The sequence below is a fragment of the bacterium genome, from assembly GCA_035281585.1.
GTDB lineage: Bacteria > UBA10199 > UBA10199 > DSSB01 > DSSB01 > DATEDP01.
Genome location: DATEDP010000074.1, coordinates 1 through 15,970 on the forward strand (window position 1 = coordinate 1; position 15,970 = coordinate 15,970).

16 protein-coding genes and 2 tRNA genes are annotated in these 15,970 nt (G+C 60.8%); 5 read left to right on the forward strand and 13 right to left on the reverse strand.

Going from position 1 to position 15,970, the window contains the following annotated elements; all coding sequences use genetic code 11:
- Positions 1-1,949: hypothetical protein (locus tag VJR29_05815; GenBank protein ID HKY62917.1), on the reverse strand; the 1,949-nt coding region annotated here is incomplete at its 3' end.
- Positions 1,950-2,147: 198 nt separating this feature from the next.
- Here VJR29_05815 and VJR29_05820 point away from each other — a divergent pair.
- Positions 2,148-2,576, forward strand: a complete 429-nt coding sequence (locus VJR29_05820) for a thioesterase family protein (GenBank protein HKY62918.1) — start codon at positions 2,148-2,150, stop codon at positions 2,574-2,576.
- 257 nt (positions 2,577-2,833) lie between these two features.
- On the opposite strand, the gene greA is transcribed toward VJR29_05820, so the two are convergent.
- The 10 genes from greA to VJR29_05870 all read right to left on the reverse strand — a co-directional run bounded on the left by greA (position 2,834) and on the right by VJR29_05870 (position 9,045).
- The gene (gene greA, locus VJR29_05825; GenBank protein ID HKY62919.1) at positions 2,834-3,310 is read right to left on the reverse strand and encodes a transcription elongation factor GreA; all 477 of its coding nucleotides are present in this window, start codon (positions 3,308-3,310) and stop codon (positions 2,834-2,836) included.
- Positions 3,311-3,318: 8 nt separating this feature from the next.
- The gene (locus VJR29_05830; protein HKY62920.1) at positions 3,319-3,924 is read right to left on the reverse strand and encodes a ribonuclease H-like domain-containing protein; all 606 of its coding nucleotides are present in this window, start codon (positions 3,922-3,924) and stop codon (positions 3,319-3,321) included.
- Between the two features lie 3 nt (positions 3,925-3,927).
- Positions 3,928-4,614, reverse strand: coding sequence for an HAD family phosphatase (locus tag VJR29_05835; GenBank protein HKY62921.1), 687 nt, complete (start codon positions 4,612-4,614; stop codon positions 3,928-3,930).
- Positions 4,611-5,348, reverse strand: a complete 738-nt coding sequence (locus tag VJR29_05840; protein ID HKY62922.1) for a hypothetical protein — start codon at positions 5,346-5,348, stop codon at positions 4,611-4,613. The genes VJR29_05835 and VJR29_05840 overlap by 4 nt, the downstream gene beginning before the upstream one ends.
- Positions 5,349-5,415: 67 nt before the next feature.
- Positions 5,416-5,488, reverse strand: a tRNA-Ala gene (locus tag VJR29_05845).
- A gap of 132 nt (positions 5,489-5,620) precedes the next feature.
- Positions 5,621-5,692 (reverse strand) — tRNA-Arg (locus VJR29_05850).
- Between the two features lie 62 nt (positions 5,693-5,754).
- Complete coding sequence (locus VJR29_05855) at positions 5,755-6,120, reverse strand: 2Fe-2S iron-sulfur cluster-binding protein (protein HKY62923.1); 366 nt, start codon at positions 6,118-6,120, stop codon at positions 5,755-5,757.
- 248 nt (positions 6,121-6,368) lie between these two features.
- Positions 6,369-7,637 carry a glutamyl-tRNA reductase gene (hemA, locus tag VJR29_05860; GenBank protein HKY62924.1) on the reverse strand — a complete coding sequence of 423 codons (1,269 nt, stop codon included), beginning with the start codon at positions 7,635-7,637 and terminating at the stop codon, positions 6,369-6,371.
- The gene (gene ccsA / locus VJR29_05865; protein HKY62925.1) at positions 7,637-8,428 is read right to left on the reverse strand and encodes a cytochrome c biogenesis protein CcsA; all 792 of its coding nucleotides are present in this window, start codon (positions 8,426-8,428) and stop codon (positions 7,637-7,639) included. The genes hemA and ccsA overlap by 1 nt, the downstream gene beginning before the upstream one ends.
- 35 nt (positions 8,429-8,463) lie before the next feature.
- Entirely contained in the window at positions 8,464-9,045 is a 582-nt protein-coding gene (locus VJR29_05870; GenBank protein ID HKY62926.1) for an NAD(P)-dependent oxidoreductase, read from the reverse strand.
- Positions 9,046-9,063: 18 nt separating this feature from the next.
- Here VJR29_05870 and VJR29_05875 point away from each other — a divergent pair, with 18 nt between their 5' ends.
- Positions 9,064-9,804 (forward strand): hypothetical protein, encoded by a 741-nt coding sequence (locus VJR29_05875; GenBank protein ID HKY62927.1) that lies wholly within the window; start codon positions 9,064-9,066, stop codon positions 9,802-9,804.
- Here the strand turns inward: VJR29_05875 and nikB are convergent.
- A complete protein-coding gene (gene nikB / locus VJR29_05880) occupies positions 9,801-10,730 on the reverse strand; it encodes a nickel ABC transporter permease (GenBank protein ID HKY62928.1) in 930 nt (309 codons plus the stop codon). The genes VJR29_05875 and nikB overlap by 4 nt on opposite strands.
- 103 nt (positions 10,731-10,833) lie before the next feature.
- Positions 10,834-12,405: an ABC transporter substrate-binding protein gene (locus VJR29_05885; GenBank protein HKY62929.1), complete on the reverse strand. Its 1,572-nt coding sequence runs from the start codon at positions 12,403-12,405 to the stop codon at positions 10,834-10,836.
- On the opposite strand from VJR29_05885, the gene dacB reads away from it, so the two are divergent.
- Genes dacB through VJR29_05900 form a run of 3 tightly spaced genes read left to right on the forward strand, consistent with a single transcriptional unit; the run spans position 12,374 to position 15,904 of the window.
- Complete coding sequence (gene dacB / locus VJR29_05890; protein HKY62930.1) at positions 12,374-13,801, forward strand: D-alanyl-D-alanine carboxypeptidase/D-alanyl-D-alanine-endopeptidase; 1,428 nt, start codon at positions 12,374-12,376, stop codon at positions 13,799-13,801. The genes VJR29_05885 and dacB overlap by 32 nt on opposite strands.
- 10 nt (positions 13,802-13,811) lie before the next feature.
- The gene (locus tag VJR29_05895; GenBank protein ID HKY62931.1) at positions 13,812-15,329 is read left to right on the forward strand and encodes a lytic transglycosylase domain-containing protein; all 1,518 of its coding nucleotides are present in this window, start codon (positions 13,812-13,814) and stop codon (positions 15,327-15,329) included.
- Positions 15,326-15,904 carry a CoA pyrophosphatase gene (locus tag VJR29_05900; GenBank protein ID HKY62932.1) on the forward strand — a complete coding sequence of 193 codons (579 nt, stop codon included), beginning with the start codon at positions 15,326-15,328 and terminating at the stop codon, positions 15,902-15,904. The genes VJR29_05895 and VJR29_05900 overlap by 4 nt, the downstream gene beginning before the upstream one ends.
- Positions 15,905-15,970: the final 66 nt, after the last annotated feature.

Sequence of the window (15,970 nt, forward strand, 5' to 3'; positions counted from 1 at the left end):
CTGCGCGGCGAATGAGAAGCCGGGCCGGTCAAGACCACCAGCCGCTCGACCATCTCCCGAGTCATTTTCTCGGTTGCCGGATCGGCGAGCCGCCTTTCCATTTCCAAGACGATTTGATGGGCCGCTTCGCGGTCCTCCGATCGGCTGGCTTCGAGCAGCCGAAGGGCCCATTCGGTGGGGTTTTCTCCGCGGTTCGGCCCGTAGCTGGAACCGGGAATCGTCCGCTCGGAAGCCGCCCGCTCGGCCGACGCCGCCCGATTCTTGCGCTTCGGCCGGCCGGAAGTCGGCATCTGAACCGGCTCCGCCGGCAAGGCCTCGATCTCGGCGACGGTGCTGCCCTCGCTGAAAGGTTGGCGAACCTCGATCCTTCCGGTCAGATGGCCCTGGGAGCTGAAGCGGATCTTGACCCCGGCCTTGCGCCAATTGAAGTAAACGGTCGTCCCTTCGGCGTCGGGCCGCTCCAACAACAAGCCCACGTCACCGCGATGCTGGCGCGGCTGCAGGAATTGCCGGAGACCGACGATCGTGGGCCGGGCCGCCATGGCTTCGCGCACCGAATCGACGAAGCTCATGAGCACGTTGTTATAGCCCTGCTTGCCGAGCTGGATCGGAACCTCGCTGCCCTTGGTGAAGTGGGGCCGAATATCCCAATCGGCTTTGAATTCCCTCAATCCGGCGATGTCTTGGACCGCTTGCAAAATCGCCGGGGTCCGCTCCAACATTTCGGTGACCCGATCGATCCCGCTCTTCCATTCCTCCGGGTCCTTGGTTCGCCAACGCTCGAGCTGTTTGGCAATGTAGCTGCGATCGGCTTGCGGCTCCAAAGCCTCGGTCAGCAAGTTTTTGAGCCGTTCGATTTCATTGCGTCGGCCCCGAGCCACCACTTCTCGGAAGAGCTCCTGCCAAGTCCGGGCCGGTGAATCGGAAATCCCGTTGCCGGCGCCCTCGGTGCGGGAAATCTGGGGACGATTGAAATCATTGCTTTCACCGGGAGGCCGGGGCGGACGACCACCATCGGCTCCGGCCATGGCCATCGCCATCGGTCGGCCCAGCCCCTCGCTCCAGGAAGCGCCGGTGCTGCGCGGCCGCTCGATCGCCGCTTGCAGACGGCCCTCCAGAATGGCCTGGGATCCGGCCCAGCGCGACCCGAGCAACTGATGGCTTAAACTCGCTCCGGCATTGAACTGGAGGAGCAGGACCAAGGATTCGAACAAGGCGGTGGCGCCGTCGGTCGCCGGGCGCAAGCCGGCCCAGCGCTCGAGACCGTGTCCGGCCAGGATGCCGGTGAACATTCCGGCTTGGCGGAAGAGCGAAGCGCTCACTCCATTGCGCAGGCCGGCGCGAGCATGGAGCGAAGTGGCGCCGAAGCCGGCCAGCTTGAGCGCGCCCAAGCTGAGGCCGAGCGTCGCCAATTCCCGGGCATTGCTGGCCAGGTCCCAAGATTGGCTGCCGGGCCGGAGGGCTTCGCGCAGTCCTTTGTTGGTAGCCCAGAAAGCCGGGACCTCGAAGGCAAAGGCTCCGCCGGCGGCCAAGCTCCGAGCGGCCAGACCCCGAGTGAAAACCCCGGAAGGCGCGGCGATCAAGCGCGAGAGCAAGCCGGCTCGGGCGGTGGCGTAAGCCGTCGAGCCGACGGTCATCGCGAGCAAAGTCACGGGATCGGTGGCTTCCTGCACGAAGTGACGGGCCAAGACCTCGGCCCGGTCGCCGATCGTCCCTTGGCCGCTCAGCGCAGCGAGACGCCGATCGGCGCGTTCCACGATCGAGGCCGGCAATTCACCGGCGGGGGCTTGGCTTAAAGTCGAGTAGATTTGAGCGGCGAAGGCCTCGCGCCCCGCCCTCTCCTGTCGGCCGGCGAGCGAGATCAAGCCTTCGCCGAGCAGCTCGGGGTCGCGTTCGCCGAGCAGCGAAAGCAATTCGCGTTGAACGTTGCCCTCGCTTTGGGCGAGCAAGGGCCCGATCCATCGTTGGGCTGAAGAAGGCGATTCGCCAGGCCCTTGGGACGCAGGATTCCCAATGCTTCGGCCTGAGCCGGTTTCCATACGGTCCATCCTTGAGATAGGCAGGAATTCAGGGCTTGGCTCGGACGGCTTGCCGGAAAGTTGCGTAGGAATCTTGACTTACACGAATTCGGCGGGAGAAAAGAGGTCATGGACTGGAAAACCCAAATCCGCATTCCTGTACGTTTCGCCGACGTCGACTTGATGGGTCACGTCAACAACGCCAAGTACGTCACTTACCTGGAGGAGTCGCGGGTGGCCTATTTCCGGGCTTTCCCCGAGCTCGACTTCACCAAGTCCGACTATGTGCTGGAAAACAGCGTCATCGTAGCCTCGCTCAAGCTGGACTACCGATCGCCGGCCTATCTCAATGAAACTCTGCTCATCGGATTGGGCGCCACCGAGCTGCGGCGCTCCAGCTTCACCTTGGAATACACGGTCGAAGAGGAAAAAACCCACCGGCTGGTCGCCAACGCCAGCACGGTCATGGTGTATTTCGATTACAAGGCCCAGAAGAGCCTCGAGATCCCGCCAACGCTGCGCAAACGCTTCGAAGAAATCGAAAAAAGAAAGTTCTAGCACGCCACAAGGTAGGTTGGGGGCCGGGTACGGATACCTCTCCCAAAATATCTCTGCAGGAGGGAGGGCGTACGAAGGCCGAAAAATCCGTCGGAGCCAAAAACTTAGGGGCTGACGAAGGAAGACCCTAAGTTTTATGGCGAAGCGGATTTTTCGGGCTGAGTAGCCCGACCGGGCAGAATTTTGGGAGAGGTATCCGTGCCCGGCTCCCAACCGGGCAGAACACCAAAGCCGGCAGCACCGCGAACTCCCCTCCCCTACTTGTAGCTAATTTCGAGGACCTCGAACTCCCGCACGCCACGGGCGGTGGTGAGCTTCACCAGATCGTCGACCGACTTCCCGATCAGCGATTTGGCCAAGGGCGATTCGACCGAGATCCTTCCGCCTTTGACGTCGGACTCGTGAACCCCGACGATTTGGTAAGTCAGCTCTTCGCCGCTGTCGGTGTCACTCAGGCGGACGGTGGCGCCAAAAACCACCTTGTCGTGGTCGAGCGTGGAAGGGTCGATGACTTGGGCGTTGGCGATCAGTGCCTCCAGCTCCGAGATCCGGCCGGCGATGTGGGATTGCCGTTCCTTGGCGGCGGCATACTCGGCGTTCTCCGAGAGGTCGCCGTGAGCCCGGGCGGTCTCGATGTCCTTGATGTTCTCGATCTTGTCGACGGTCTTGAGCCGCTTCAGCTCTTCCTTCAGCTTGGCCAAACCCTCGGGAGTGGTGGGGACGGGTGCGCGCATAGCTTTCCTCAAAAAATGAGATTGTACTGTTGGGCCGCCGGCACCGGAGCCGCCTCGACGGCTTGCGGAAAATTGGCCCACTCGACCTTGACGCTCTTGCGGTCGTTGCCGTCGCGGGTCAGGTAGTAGACGTGGCCGTTTTGAACGCCGTATTCATAGACCTCGCGGGTGATCTTCACGTCGTTCAAGCAATAGCTCTTAAGCTCTTCCCACTTGCCCTCGCGGAAGAAGTCGATGGCGTCCAAGCCATGGCCGGTCTTGCCGACGTTCAGGGTCGCCTGGGCCACGCTGTCCAAGCCCACCCGGTGGCCGATCTTGTTGGCGATGTCCTCCATCAAGTCGAGCATCGGCAGCTTCGAGCAGTCGATCTGGCAGTAGCGTTGGAGCACCGGGAAGTCGAACTTACGGATGTTGAAGCCGATCAGCAAGGGCGAATCGATCAAAAGGTTTTCGAAGCGGTGAAGGTCGGATTCGAGAAAGCATTCGTAAGACTCGTTGTCGTAGCGGTAAGCGCCGAGGACGCTGATCATCAGGTCCTCGTAGTTGCGCCCGCCGACCTCGTCGAAGGTCTTTTGAGTCTCCAAGTCGAAAACGATCTTGCATCCGCGCGTCATTTCCTACCCCACTTTCTTGAGCAGCTCTTCGGCGTCGAGTCCTTGGAAGTCTTTCAGGTAAAGCTTGGCGCCGGGCAGCGCCGAGGCGGCGAAGGAGGTGGTCACAGCCACCGCCGGCATGCCGGCCGCCGCCGCCGACTGGATGCCCCAAATCGAATCCTCGAAGACCAGGCATTCGGCCGGCAGGAGGAGGTCGGCGCTGGCCACGCAGTCGCGGTTGAGCAGCCGCATCCCCTTGTCATAGCCTTCGGGATCGGGCTTGCCGTTCTCGATGTCCTCGGCGGCGACGATCGCGCTGAAGGCCTCGGCCACCCCGCCGCGCTTCAGCATCATCTCGATCTCGCGCCGCAGGGCGCCCGAGACGATTCCCAGGTAATGCTTGGCCGACAAGACCTTGATGAAATCAAGGACACCGGGGACGAAGGGCGTGTTGGTTTCCATCTCTGCATCGTAATATTTCGACTTTTTTCCGATCCAAGCCTGGACCTGGGCCTCGTCGGCCGGTTTGCCGGCATCGCGGGCCGCGGCGGCAAAGCAGTCGAAGTCGTCCATCCCCAAATACTTCGCGTAGTAATCTTTTTTGCCCAGCTTGATCCCCGACTCGGCCAGGACCTTCTGGAAGAGCTTGAAATGAACCGGCTCGTCGTCGACGATCACTCCATTGAAATCGAAGAGAATGGCGCGGATCATGGCGTCCCCTGGGGCGAAAGCGCCATCGCTTCCGGCGGCAGCGACTTGAGCGGCACCTCGGCCATGAACCGCTCGACGCTGCGCAAGACGAAGCCTTCGCAGCGCGGGCCGACCTCGCCGATCCGGGTCGCGGTGACGACCGGCTTCAGCCCCATCGAACGGCGGTAGGTGTTGTTGACGTCGACTTGGAAATAGAGCTTATCGCCCTCTTCGCTCCAAAAAGGTTTGTGGAAGTCGAAATACTTGTTCTTGGCCAACCGGCCGTCGAGGCTGCAGAGTGTCGCCTGGTCGACGTCATAAATCCGGAGGACCCGGCGGCCGTTGGCCTCTTCGCTCTCGAAGGCTACCTTCCTTCCATCGTGGGTCCAGTAGGGGGCCAGGGCTTCGGAATCGAAGCTTAAGCTGGCCTCGCTGATTTTCTTGGTCTTGAGGTCGTAAAGCCCGCTCCAATCGCTGGCCACGCCATCGACGCTGAAGGCCAGGACTTGGCCGTCGGGACTTGGCTTGAGGTAAGAGAACTTCTGCCGGCCGAAAAGGATCTTGGGATGAGTCAGGCTCTGGGTCGGAAGGTCGGCGACGCTGAGCAATACCGTCGAAGCGAAGGGGATCTCGGTGCGGCGGATCAGGGTCGGGTCGCTCGGATCGATGAAGATCGCGGCTTCATCGGCGCCGGCCGCGCTCAGGCCAAGGAAAAAAGCTCCAAGGACCGAAAGGATCTTGTGGGAAACACGCATCTGGATCGTACTCCGCCAATTCCGCGAATTAAATTATCCCTGCCCATTCCCCAGAAGAAGAAAAAAGTGGAGCGGAGGAGGATCGAACTCCCGACCTACGCATTGCGAACGCGTCGCTCTCCCAGCTGAGCTACCGCCCCATTATAATCGCAAACTCTGCGAGTTTGCTGCGCGCGGCCGAGTAAATTCGGCCTTGCTGCTTGTTCCGCGAGCACCATTTGGATTTTGCCATGGAAGGCGCGGACCTAAGCTCGTTAACCAATTTTCAAAAACGCCCCCAGCAAGAATCGAACTTGCGCACATGGCTTCGGAGGCCAATGCTCTATCCACTGAGCTATGGGGGCCGATTCTAATGCCCGGCTTTTAATGAGAATCCCTCAAAACATCAACAGCCAATTCCCCAGCCTCAGATACCATTGCCCGAAACCAGCGGGGGCGAAACCGAATTGGGCTGGGCGGCCATGAATTCCACCGGCTGGCTCTTCACCCGAACGCTGCCATGGACCTTGACCTGGCAGGCCAAGCGGAGCTTGGGGTTGCTGAAGCCCTCGAGCTTCTTCTCTTCCATCGCGGTGCGGGGATTCAGGTCCATCGGCCGGTTGGCGTAAACCTCGACCACGCAGGCGGTGCAGAGCCCCAAACCGTGGCAGTTGAAGATCTTGCGAATTCCCCGGAAGAGGTTCACCCCATTGTCTTGGGCCAATTTCCGGAGGTTTTGCCCGGAATTGACGCTCAAGGTTTTCCCTTCCCGTTCAAAGTAAACCAAGGCCATCGAATTCTCCTCGAGATCTGCTTAAAAAGCCGCCCTTCTATAGAGGCGGCCTGGCATATAGTCAATAATTGTCGGCCTTCGGTCATCCTGAGCGCAGCGAAGGATCTGCGACCCACCAGGGTGCTTTGAAAGGACCAATCCCCTTCGGTCATCCTAGGGTGATTCCGGAGAGACGAAGGAGCTCTTGAGCCCCATAGTTTCTTGGCCAGTCGCAGATCCTTCGCTTCGCTCAGGATGACCCGGCAAGCCTACGCCTCGTCCAGCTTGAACAGCTTCCGAACCAAGGCGCTGTAATCCGGCTGATCCTCCTCCGACTTCCCCTCCTTCAGGGCGATCATCGGGTCGTGCAGGATTTTGTTGACGATGGCGTAGGCCATGGCCTGGACCGCCTCCCGCCCCTCGGCGTCGAGCTGGGGCAAACGCTGGAAAGTCTTGTCGAGCTCCCGGCGGCAAATGCCGTCGAATTTCCGGGAAAGCGAAGAGAGCGTCGGAGCGACTTCGAGGGTCCGCAGGACCTTGGCGAAGTCCTCGACCTCGGCCTCGAGCAGGACTTCGGCCCGCTCGGCCTCCTTGATCCGCTCGCCCTTGTTGGCCTCCACCACCTGGCCCAGGTCGTCGATGTCGTAAAGGTAGACGTTGGGCAGGTCGTTGACCTCGGGCGAGACGTTGCGCGGAACCGCGATGTCGATGAAGAACATCGGGCGATTCTTCCTTTGCTTGATGGCCTCCTGCACCTGGGCCGGCACAACGATATACTGCTCGGCCGCCGTCGAGGTGACCACGACGTCGGCGTCGGCCAGCCACCGGTCGTATTTCTCAAAGGGAATGGTCTCGCCGCCGACTTGGCGGGCGATCTCTTCGGCCCGCTCCGGGGTCCGGTTGGCGAGATAGAGCTGGGCGATCCCGGCCGCTTTGAGGTGACGGATGGCGAGCAAGCTCATCTTGCCGGCACCCAGGACCAGGGCGTTCTTGCCCTTCAAATCGCCGAAGATCTGCTTGGCCAGGACGATGGCGGCGTAGCTGACCGAAACCGGATGGGAGGCGATCGAGGTTTCGGTTCGCAGCTTCTTGGCCACGTTGAAAGCCCGGTGGAAAAATTTATTGAGCACCGGCCCGGTGGTGCCGGCCTCGCCAGCCAGGCGGTAGGCTTCCTTCATCTGACCCAGGATCTGAGGCTCGCCGACGACCATCGAGTCGAGGCTGGAGCAGACCCGGAAGCCGTGACGGAGGGCGCTTTGGCCTTCGTAAGAATAGAGGTGGGCTTCGAGCGTCGCTTCCGAAACGCCCTGGAACTCCGCCAAAAATCGAGCGATCTGGCGGCGGGCCTGCTCGGGGTGGCGCGAGACGCCGTAGACCTCGACCCGGTTGCAGGTCGAAACCAGGGCCAGCTCGCCGGCATGGGGCAAAGCCGCAGCCCGGGTCAGGAAGTCCCCGACCTTGGCATCGGAAACCGCGAAGCGCTCCCGAACGGCGATTGGCGCCGATTTGTGGTTCAGACCTAGGACCCAAAGCTGCATCAGTTGTGTTTCACTCCCAAAAAGGTGAACAGGATCACCGCAAACCCGATCAAAGAAAGCAAAACGCCCTTCCGGCCCCGCCATCCCGCGGCGAAGCGGGCCTGCAGGAAGAAAGCGTAAATCAGCCACGCGCAAATCGCCCAAAGCTGCCGGGCGTCCTCAAAGAAATAGACGCCGGTGACGGTCTTGGCCCAGATGGCCCCGGTGACGATGCCCCCGCTTAGCAGAGCGAAGCCGACGGTCAAGGCCTTGGCGTGGGTTTGCTCGACCGTCTCCAAGCTCGGCAGCCTCAAAAATAGTTTGGGCGACACTTTATACTTTAACTGGAACTCCTCAATAATAAATATAATTCCCAAAACAAAGCTGATGGAAAAGACCGCCAGGGCGAGAAAACTAAAGATGATGTGAACGCTGGCCCAAGGGCTGTGCATCAGGGCTGAGCCGGCCCGATAGTCTTCCCGCGAAAACCACGCTAGCAGGTAAAATACCGAAATGAGTGGGAGAATGAAAGCCCCCACGATGGAGAAACGGTAGCGCAAATTGAGCAAGAGGAAGGTCGTAGCCGCCACCCAGGCGGTGAAGAGATAGCTCGTCACGCTGCCAGTCAGGAAGGGATAGCCCGAGTCGACGAAGCGCAGGACCAACAAGACGGTTTGAATCAACCAACCCAAGACGGTCAGGCGCAGGGCGTTTTGCCCCAGACTGTCTTTGTCGAAGATCAGTTGCAGCAAGTACAGGATCCCGGCGGTGAGATAGGCGCCAAAGCTGATGTACAAAAGATAGGGGTTCATGGGCGGAGCCTTCGTAGCATCTTTGGCGACCCGGGTCAAAACCGGGAGCGGTGAATTCGGTTTCGCTTGGCCGCTTTCAGCCAAGCCGGCAAATCGACTTTCAAGCGGGAGCCGACCTTCAGGCGGCGAATCTTTTCCCAGACCGGCTCCCATTCCCGGCCGAAGATCCGCCCCAAGCGCCGCTTGAGCCAGGCGCTCAACTCCTCGTCACAGGGATGGGGACGCAGGCCGCCGGGCAAGCCAAAGTGAAGCAGGAGCCCACCGCGGCGCAGGCTGGGCGGCATCCAAGCATTTCCCGGATATTTATCTTCGGCCGAGATCACCCAACTCGGCTTGGCCCGAGCCATTCGCACGACCCGCCGGTTCAAGGCCGAATCGTCCGAGGCCGCCACCACCAAGGGAAGCCCCGCGAGATCGGCGGCGCGAAAGGGTCGCCGAACCCAGGTCAAGTGCTTGGCCTTGGCTAGATCCCGTAGCTCGAAGCTCAGCTCGGGGGCGAAGACCTTCGGCTTGGCGCCGGCCTCGCTGAGAAGATACACCCAGCGGACGGCCCGGGGCCCGCCCCCGATCACCAATGCCGGCAGGCCTCTCAAATCGACATGCAAGGGCAGGATCATCGGAGTGCCGTAACAAAAATGGCCGCCCAAGCGAAGGTGAAAAATCTTGCAACCTTCGGTTTGTTCGGTCGATTAAACCCCAATCGGCTCGGAGAATTGGAACCCTTCATGACCCCAATCCGGCCTTTGTCTGCCACAGCGCCCGCGGCCCCCGCGCAACCGTCCGCGACTCCGCCGCAGGAAGATTCCCCTAGCCCCTGGCCCAAGAGAGCCGAATCCCCCGGCCGATGGCAATTTCAGGCGGCCCCGCTGGTCGGCGCCGCTTTGGAAAGGGAAACCAAGGCCCCCGACCTGGCCGGAACTTACTCGGCCGGAGCTGGCTTTGGAGTCCGTTACTTTAGCCCGAAATATCTGGGACCTCTCGGTTTCGGCCTTAGCGGACAATATTGGTGGGTGGGGCGAAGCGATGGCGAAGACGGTGAAAACCTGGCCTTCTCTCCTACCGTCGGTGTGAGGCCGGTGGATCCCGAAATCCCCTTCGACGTATCGGCAGGTCCCCTCCTGGGCTTCACCGAGCCCTTGCCGAGCTCCGGCGAAGTGAAATTCACTACCGGAGCGAGCGTTGCTTTGAACATCGGCGCTCCCTCACGCATCTCGCCAAAGGACTTTAATTTCAGCCTCGACGTTCTCAACCTCACAGCTTCTTTCTTGGCAAGACCCTTCGACGAGGCCAACCGCTTTGGCGGCACCTGCTTGCTCGGAATCAATCCGCTCGGGCTCGTTAACGGCATAAGCTGGCTCTTTTGGTCAGACTCCTAAGCCGTCTTACCCAGAGAGACCCGGGGATCGAGCTTGGCGTAGAGGAAGTCGGTGAGCATGTTCACCAAGATGAAGGTGAAGGCGATGGTCAGGACGCAGCCCTGGACCACCGGGTAGTCGCGGCGCTCGATGGCGCCGAGCAGGAGGCTGCCAATGCCCGGCCAATTGAAGATCTTCTCGGTGACGACGGTCCCGGCGAGCAAGGCGCCGAATTGGAGCCCGACGATGGTCACGACCGGAATTAACGCCGAGCGGAAGGCATGCTTGAGCAGGACGGTCCGCTCGCTCAAGCCCTTGGCCCGGGCGGTGCGGACATAGTCGGCCCGCATCACGTCGAGCATCGAGGCCCGGGTCATCCGCGAGAGAATCGCCGCCAAGGCCGTGCCCAAGGTGAAGGCCGGCAAAAGCACCGCCTTGAAACCCTCGTCGCCCGAGACCGGAAACCAACCTAACTTGATCGAGAAAGCCAAGATCAGCAGCGGCCCCAGGTAAAAATGGGGGACTGAGATCCCGAGCAAGGCGAAGAACATCGCCGAATTGTCGACCGCCCCGTCTTTCCGAATCGCAGAGATCAGGCCCAGCGGAAGCGCCAGGCTCACCGAGATCAGCATCGCGAACAAGGCCAGCTTGAGCGTCGCCGGAAATTTCTCCCGGATCAGCTGGGCCACCGGCTTGTGATCGTAAAGCGACTCGCCGAGGTCGCCGTGAAGCAAGTCGTTGATGAAATAGCTGTGCTGAACCCAGAGCGGCTTGTCGAGCTTCAGCTCCTTGGTCAGCCGGGCCCGGTCGGCCGCCATCGCCCGCTCGCCGACGATGAAGTCGACCGGATCGCCGGGGATCAGGTGGATCAGGAAAAAGACCAGCGTCACCACCGCGTAGAGCGTGGGGATAAGGAAGAGCAGGCGGCGAAAGATATAGTTGAGCATATTCTTACTCCCTCCCCTTTGTAAGGGGAGGGTTGGGGAGGAGTAGAGCTTAGGCGTCATGCCAAAAATTTTGCAAAACGCCAGCTCTCTACCTCCCCCCTCCTTACAAAGGAGGGGGGGAGAGGGCAGCCTTTTCGCCCTCGATGTTTTGCAGCGACGTCCGCACCAAGCCCTCCAGCGAGGCATCGGGCCGCAATTGATAGCCCCGCACCTCCGGCCGCATGAAGACGACGTTATCCTCATACCACAGGCTGACGTAGGGCAGGTCGTGGGAAATGATCTTTTGCACCTGGTTGTAGACGTTTTTGCGGACCGAGCTCACCGTCTCCCGGCGCCCCTCCTCCACCAAGCGGTCGACCTCGGGATTGGAGTAATAGCCGCGATTGGCCCCATTCGGCGGGACCTGAGAGGAGTGGAAGGCATAATAATAAATGTCGGGCTCGGTCACCCCGACCCAGGTCGAGCTGTACATCTGAAAATTTCCGGTCTTGATGTCGCGGTAGAAGGTCCCCCACTCATAAGGCCGAATCTGCAAATCGATCCCCACTTGCTTGAGTTGGTCGGCGATGGCCCGGGCCATGGCCACCCGGTCGCGCTTGTTCGAGGTTTTGAGGCTCAAGGTCAGCCGGGGCAAGGGCCCCTTCCCGTCAGGGTCCTTGAAGCCGGCTTCGTCGAGCAAGAGCTTGGCCCCGTCGGGATCGTAGGGGTACTGGCTGACATTGCCCTCATAAAACCAGTTGGAGGGAGCGAGGATGCCGGTCGCCTTGCGGGCGAAACCTTTCAAGCGAAACTCGATCAGCTTGTCGCGGTCGATGGCCCGGGCGATGGCTTCGCGAACCCGCCGATCCTGGAGGCTCGGATCCCGGAGATTGAAGGCCAGATAGGCATAGTTGATGCCGACATCGCTTTCCATCGCCAGCTTGGCCTTTTCCCGCATCCATTGGGCCATGATCAGGGGAACCGCGTTCTGCACCAAATCGACCTCGCCCCGCAGCAATTGCAAGACCCGGGTGGTGTCGTCGCGGATGGTCTTGAAGACCAAGCCCGGCAAGACCGGCGGGCCGTCGAAATACTCGGCGTTGGCTTTCAAGCGGATCCACTGATCGCTACGGTAGCCGTCCCAACGGAAGGGCCCGGTGCCCACCGGCCGCAACGCGAAGCGGACCGGACTTTCCTCGTCGACCCCATAAGGCACGATGCCGGCGGTCAAGGCGGTGAGGAAGGGCGCGAAGGGCTCGGCCATCTCGATCTCGAGGCTGAGGTCGTCGATCGGCTCGATCTCGGTGATCTTCTTGAAGGTCTCGTAAAGCGGCGAGCGCTTCTTCGGGTCCATCAAGGTCTTGTAGGTGTAAAGGACGTCGCGGGTCGTCAGCGGCCGGCCGTCATGGAAAGTGATGCCCGGCCTCAGCTTGAGCCGGATCCGGGTCGAGGAGCGATACTCGTAGCGCTCGGCCAAGTCCGGGACCAAGCGGAGCTCGTCGTCGTATTTGAGCAGACCGTTGAACAGAAGCTGTTGGAGCTTGCTCGAGTAGGCATCGTTGGGAAAACGCGGATCGAGGTTGGAGGGAAAACTTTCGATGGCGACCGAAAATTCGCGCGGCCCCTCTTGACGGGCGCAAGCCGCTAGGAGAAAGAAGATTATAATGAAGCCGATCCGAATCGCTTTTCTTTTCATCTTCGCGCTCACTCTTAGCAAAGTCGCCATAGCCTCACAAGCGGAGCTGGGATCGGCCATCGAAAAACTGATGGCCGGCGTCGCCGACGACGTTCAAGTCGGAATCATCGTCGAGGAAGCCAGCACCGGCAAAGTCATCTATGCCCGGGGCGCCGACCTCCCCCTGAATCCCGCCAGCAATACCAAGGTGCTTTCAACCCTGGCGGCCCTTTCCAGCCTCGGTCCCGACTACGCCTTCAAAACCCAGCTGGTCGGCCTCGAAGCCGGCAAGAAGGACAAGGGCCGCCTGCGCCATCTGGCTCTCAAAGGCCACGGCGACCCCCTGCTCGATAGCGCCGCTCTCGATTCCATGGCCGCCCGGCTCAAGGAAAAGGGCGTCCGCGTGGTCGAGGTCTTAAGCGTCGACGGTAGCCACTTCGACGATGGCGACTTCCCGGGTCAATTCCAAGGCCGGCAACGCGACGCCAGCTTCAATTGCAGCGTCGGAGCCCTGTCGATCGACCACAATCTCTTATTCCTGAACGTCAGTCCCGGCGAAACGGTCGGCAGCCCCGCCAAAATCGAGATCGACCCTCCCCTGCCCGGCTTTCCCATCGAAGGCGAGGTCCTGACCCAGCGGCGGAAGGGCCGGATCATCGTCAAAAATAAGGCCGCCGACGGTGACGAGCTGGGTGTCCAAATCTCCGGCGGCATCGCCCTCAAGTCCGAGCCCCTGCGCTATCGGATCTCGATCCACCAGCCCTTGACTCTCGCCGCGTTGCGGCTGCGCGAGTCGCTCAAGGCCCAAGGCATTCTCCTGCCGGATAAGACCGAATTCGGTCCGGCTCCTGCAAAAAGCAAGGTCCTGGTCGAGCACCGCAGCCTGCCCCTCAGCCTCATCCTCCAGGAGATCAACAAGCGCTCCGACAACTTCATGGCCGAGCAGCTGACCAAGGCGCTCGGCGCCGAGGCCGAAGGAGCTCCCGGGACGACGGCCAAGGGCGTCAATGCCATCCTGAAGAAGCTCAAGGAGCTGGGGGTCGCCACCTCCGAAGTCGAGATCGAGAACGGCTCCGGCCTCTCCAAGGTCAACCGCTTCAGCGCCAAAACCCTGGCTCAGGCCTTGCAAGCCGCTTACGCCGATCCGGCTCTGCGCCAAAACTTCCTTTCCTCTTTGAGCGTGCTTGGAGTGGATGGTACACTGAGACGGAAGTTCCGGCGGAGCGATATCGCCGGCCGATTTTTTGGAAAGACCGGGACCTTGAACGGCGTCAGCTCGCTGTCGGGATATGCGTTTCCCAAAAACTCCGATTCGGAGGCTTTCGTTTACGCCTTTATCGTGAACGGCAAGGGGAAGAATTTTTGGAAAGAGAAGCAAAGGGGCCAAGCGATCCTCGAAACCTTGTTGAATTGGTAGTCCATTCGTCATGAACCTGGCACCCCACAAGGCACTTCTCATTCAAGGCGGAAAAGCGCTGGTGGTCTTGACCCTGCTCGGGGTCCCGCTGATCTGGCCCTCGGCCAAGCCAAAAGCCCCGCCGCCGCCCCCGCCCACTCCGGCCCCGGCCTCGCCCTACATCGCTCCACCGCTGGTTCCCGAACCGATCGCCGAAGTCGCTCCGACCAAGAAGGAAAAGAAAAAGGCGAAAAAAGCCAAAAAAGAGGACAAGGGACCGGCCAACCAGCTGACCAACGAGGCCGGCCGCAAGCTGGTCCATTACGACTTCCCGGTTCCACCGGAGATCAAATCGGCGGTCGATTTCTGGAAACTGGTTTATTCCAAATACGACCGGCGTTACGAGATCTTCCACGATACCCGGGACTTGAGCCGGATCTACTCGGTCCTCGATTTCAGCGATATCTACATTTCCAGCTTGAGCGACAGCGAGCGCCGGGTCCTGCGCAAGGAGCGAATCCGCGACGAGAAGGAACGGATCCGGGCCATCCTCCTGCGCTTGGCCGCCGCCGATTACACCCTGGGCCAGCTCGACCGCGAGGAGCGGCGAATCTACGACCTCTTCAAGAGCGACCCCGATCCCGACAAATTTTACGCCGCCACCGAGGACGGACGTTTGCGCAGTCAAACCGGAATCCAGGACAAGTTCCTCACCGGCCTCGCGGCTTCGGGCGAATACATGGAAGAGATCGAGGATATCTTCAGCAGCTACGGGGTGCCGGTGGAAATTACCCGGCTGGTCTTCGTCGAATCGATGTTCAACACCAAGGCCCGAAGCAAAGTCGGTGCCAGCGGCATCTGGCAATTCATGCCCGGAACCGGCCGGCTTTACATGAGCATCGACGGCGTGGCCGACGAGCGCAACGACCCGATCCTCGCCAGCCACGCCGCCGCCAAGCTGCTCCGCGACAATTACCAAGCTCTGGGCACTTGGCCGCTGGCGATCAACGCTTACAACTCGGGCCGCGCCACCCTGAGCCGCGCGGTCGACAGCCTCGGCACCAGCGACATCGCCACGATCATCCTCAACTATTCGGGCGGAGTCTATGGCTTCGCCTCGCGAAATTTCTACCCCTGCTTCCTCGCCGCCCTCGAGCTCGCCAACCAACACCCCCAGCATTTCGGCAAGCTCAAGATCAAGCCGCGGCTCCGTTATGAATATTATTATTTGCAGAACCCGACGCGCTTTCCCGACTTGGTCGCCGCCGCCGGCGCTTCCTACGCCGAGATCTCCCGCTTGAATCCCCATTTCAGCGAGGCGATACTCGACGGTGTCCGAAAGATCCCCGCGGGCTACAACCTTCGAGTTCCAAGGGGAGCCGAAACCCGTTTCGCCCAGGCCGAAAAAGACATTCTGATGGGCGGCGGACGGGTGACCTCGGTGGCCGCCGAAGCTCATCCGATCGAGCGCCGCCAAGACTCTGACCTGGGGCCCGAGGAAAGCGGCCTGATCTCCCAGGACAATGCCTTGGATGCGGTGAACCGGTGAAGGAAGCAATCGTTCAACTTTTGGAGCAAAGAAAAAAAGAAATCCTGCCCCCGGGCGATTTCATCCCGGCGGCGGTTTTGGTCCCGCTTTTCCTCGATCGCGGGCGCTGTCACCTGCTCTTTACCCAACGAAGCATGGAGGTCCGGGATCACAAGGGGCAGATTTCTTTTCCGGGCGGCCGCCGGGAAGATTCCGACCCCGACCTCCTTTACACCGCGCTTCGCGAAACCGAGGAGGAGCTCGGCATTGTTCCGCGGGAAGTCGAAGTCTTGGGCGAGCTCGGCCAGCTGATCACCCCGACCGGCTATCACATCACGCCCTACGTCGGCATCATTCCCCATCCCTACGTTTATCAATTGAACCCGACCGAGATCGCCGGGATCATCGAAGTCCCCTTGGACCACCTGCTGGAGCCGCAAAATCTTCGGCTGGAACGGGGTGAATTCTTCAACAGTCTGACCGAAATGCCCTATTTTCAGTTCAAGCAGCACGTCATCTGGGGCGCGACCGGGAGGATCACCCGGGAGCTGACCCAATTGATCCTCGAGAATCGCCAACGGAAAAGGGAATTGTAGGGGCGTCCCTTGCGGATGCCCCATCTGCGGAAATGGCAGCCTCATGCATCGGACGGGCGCAAGGCC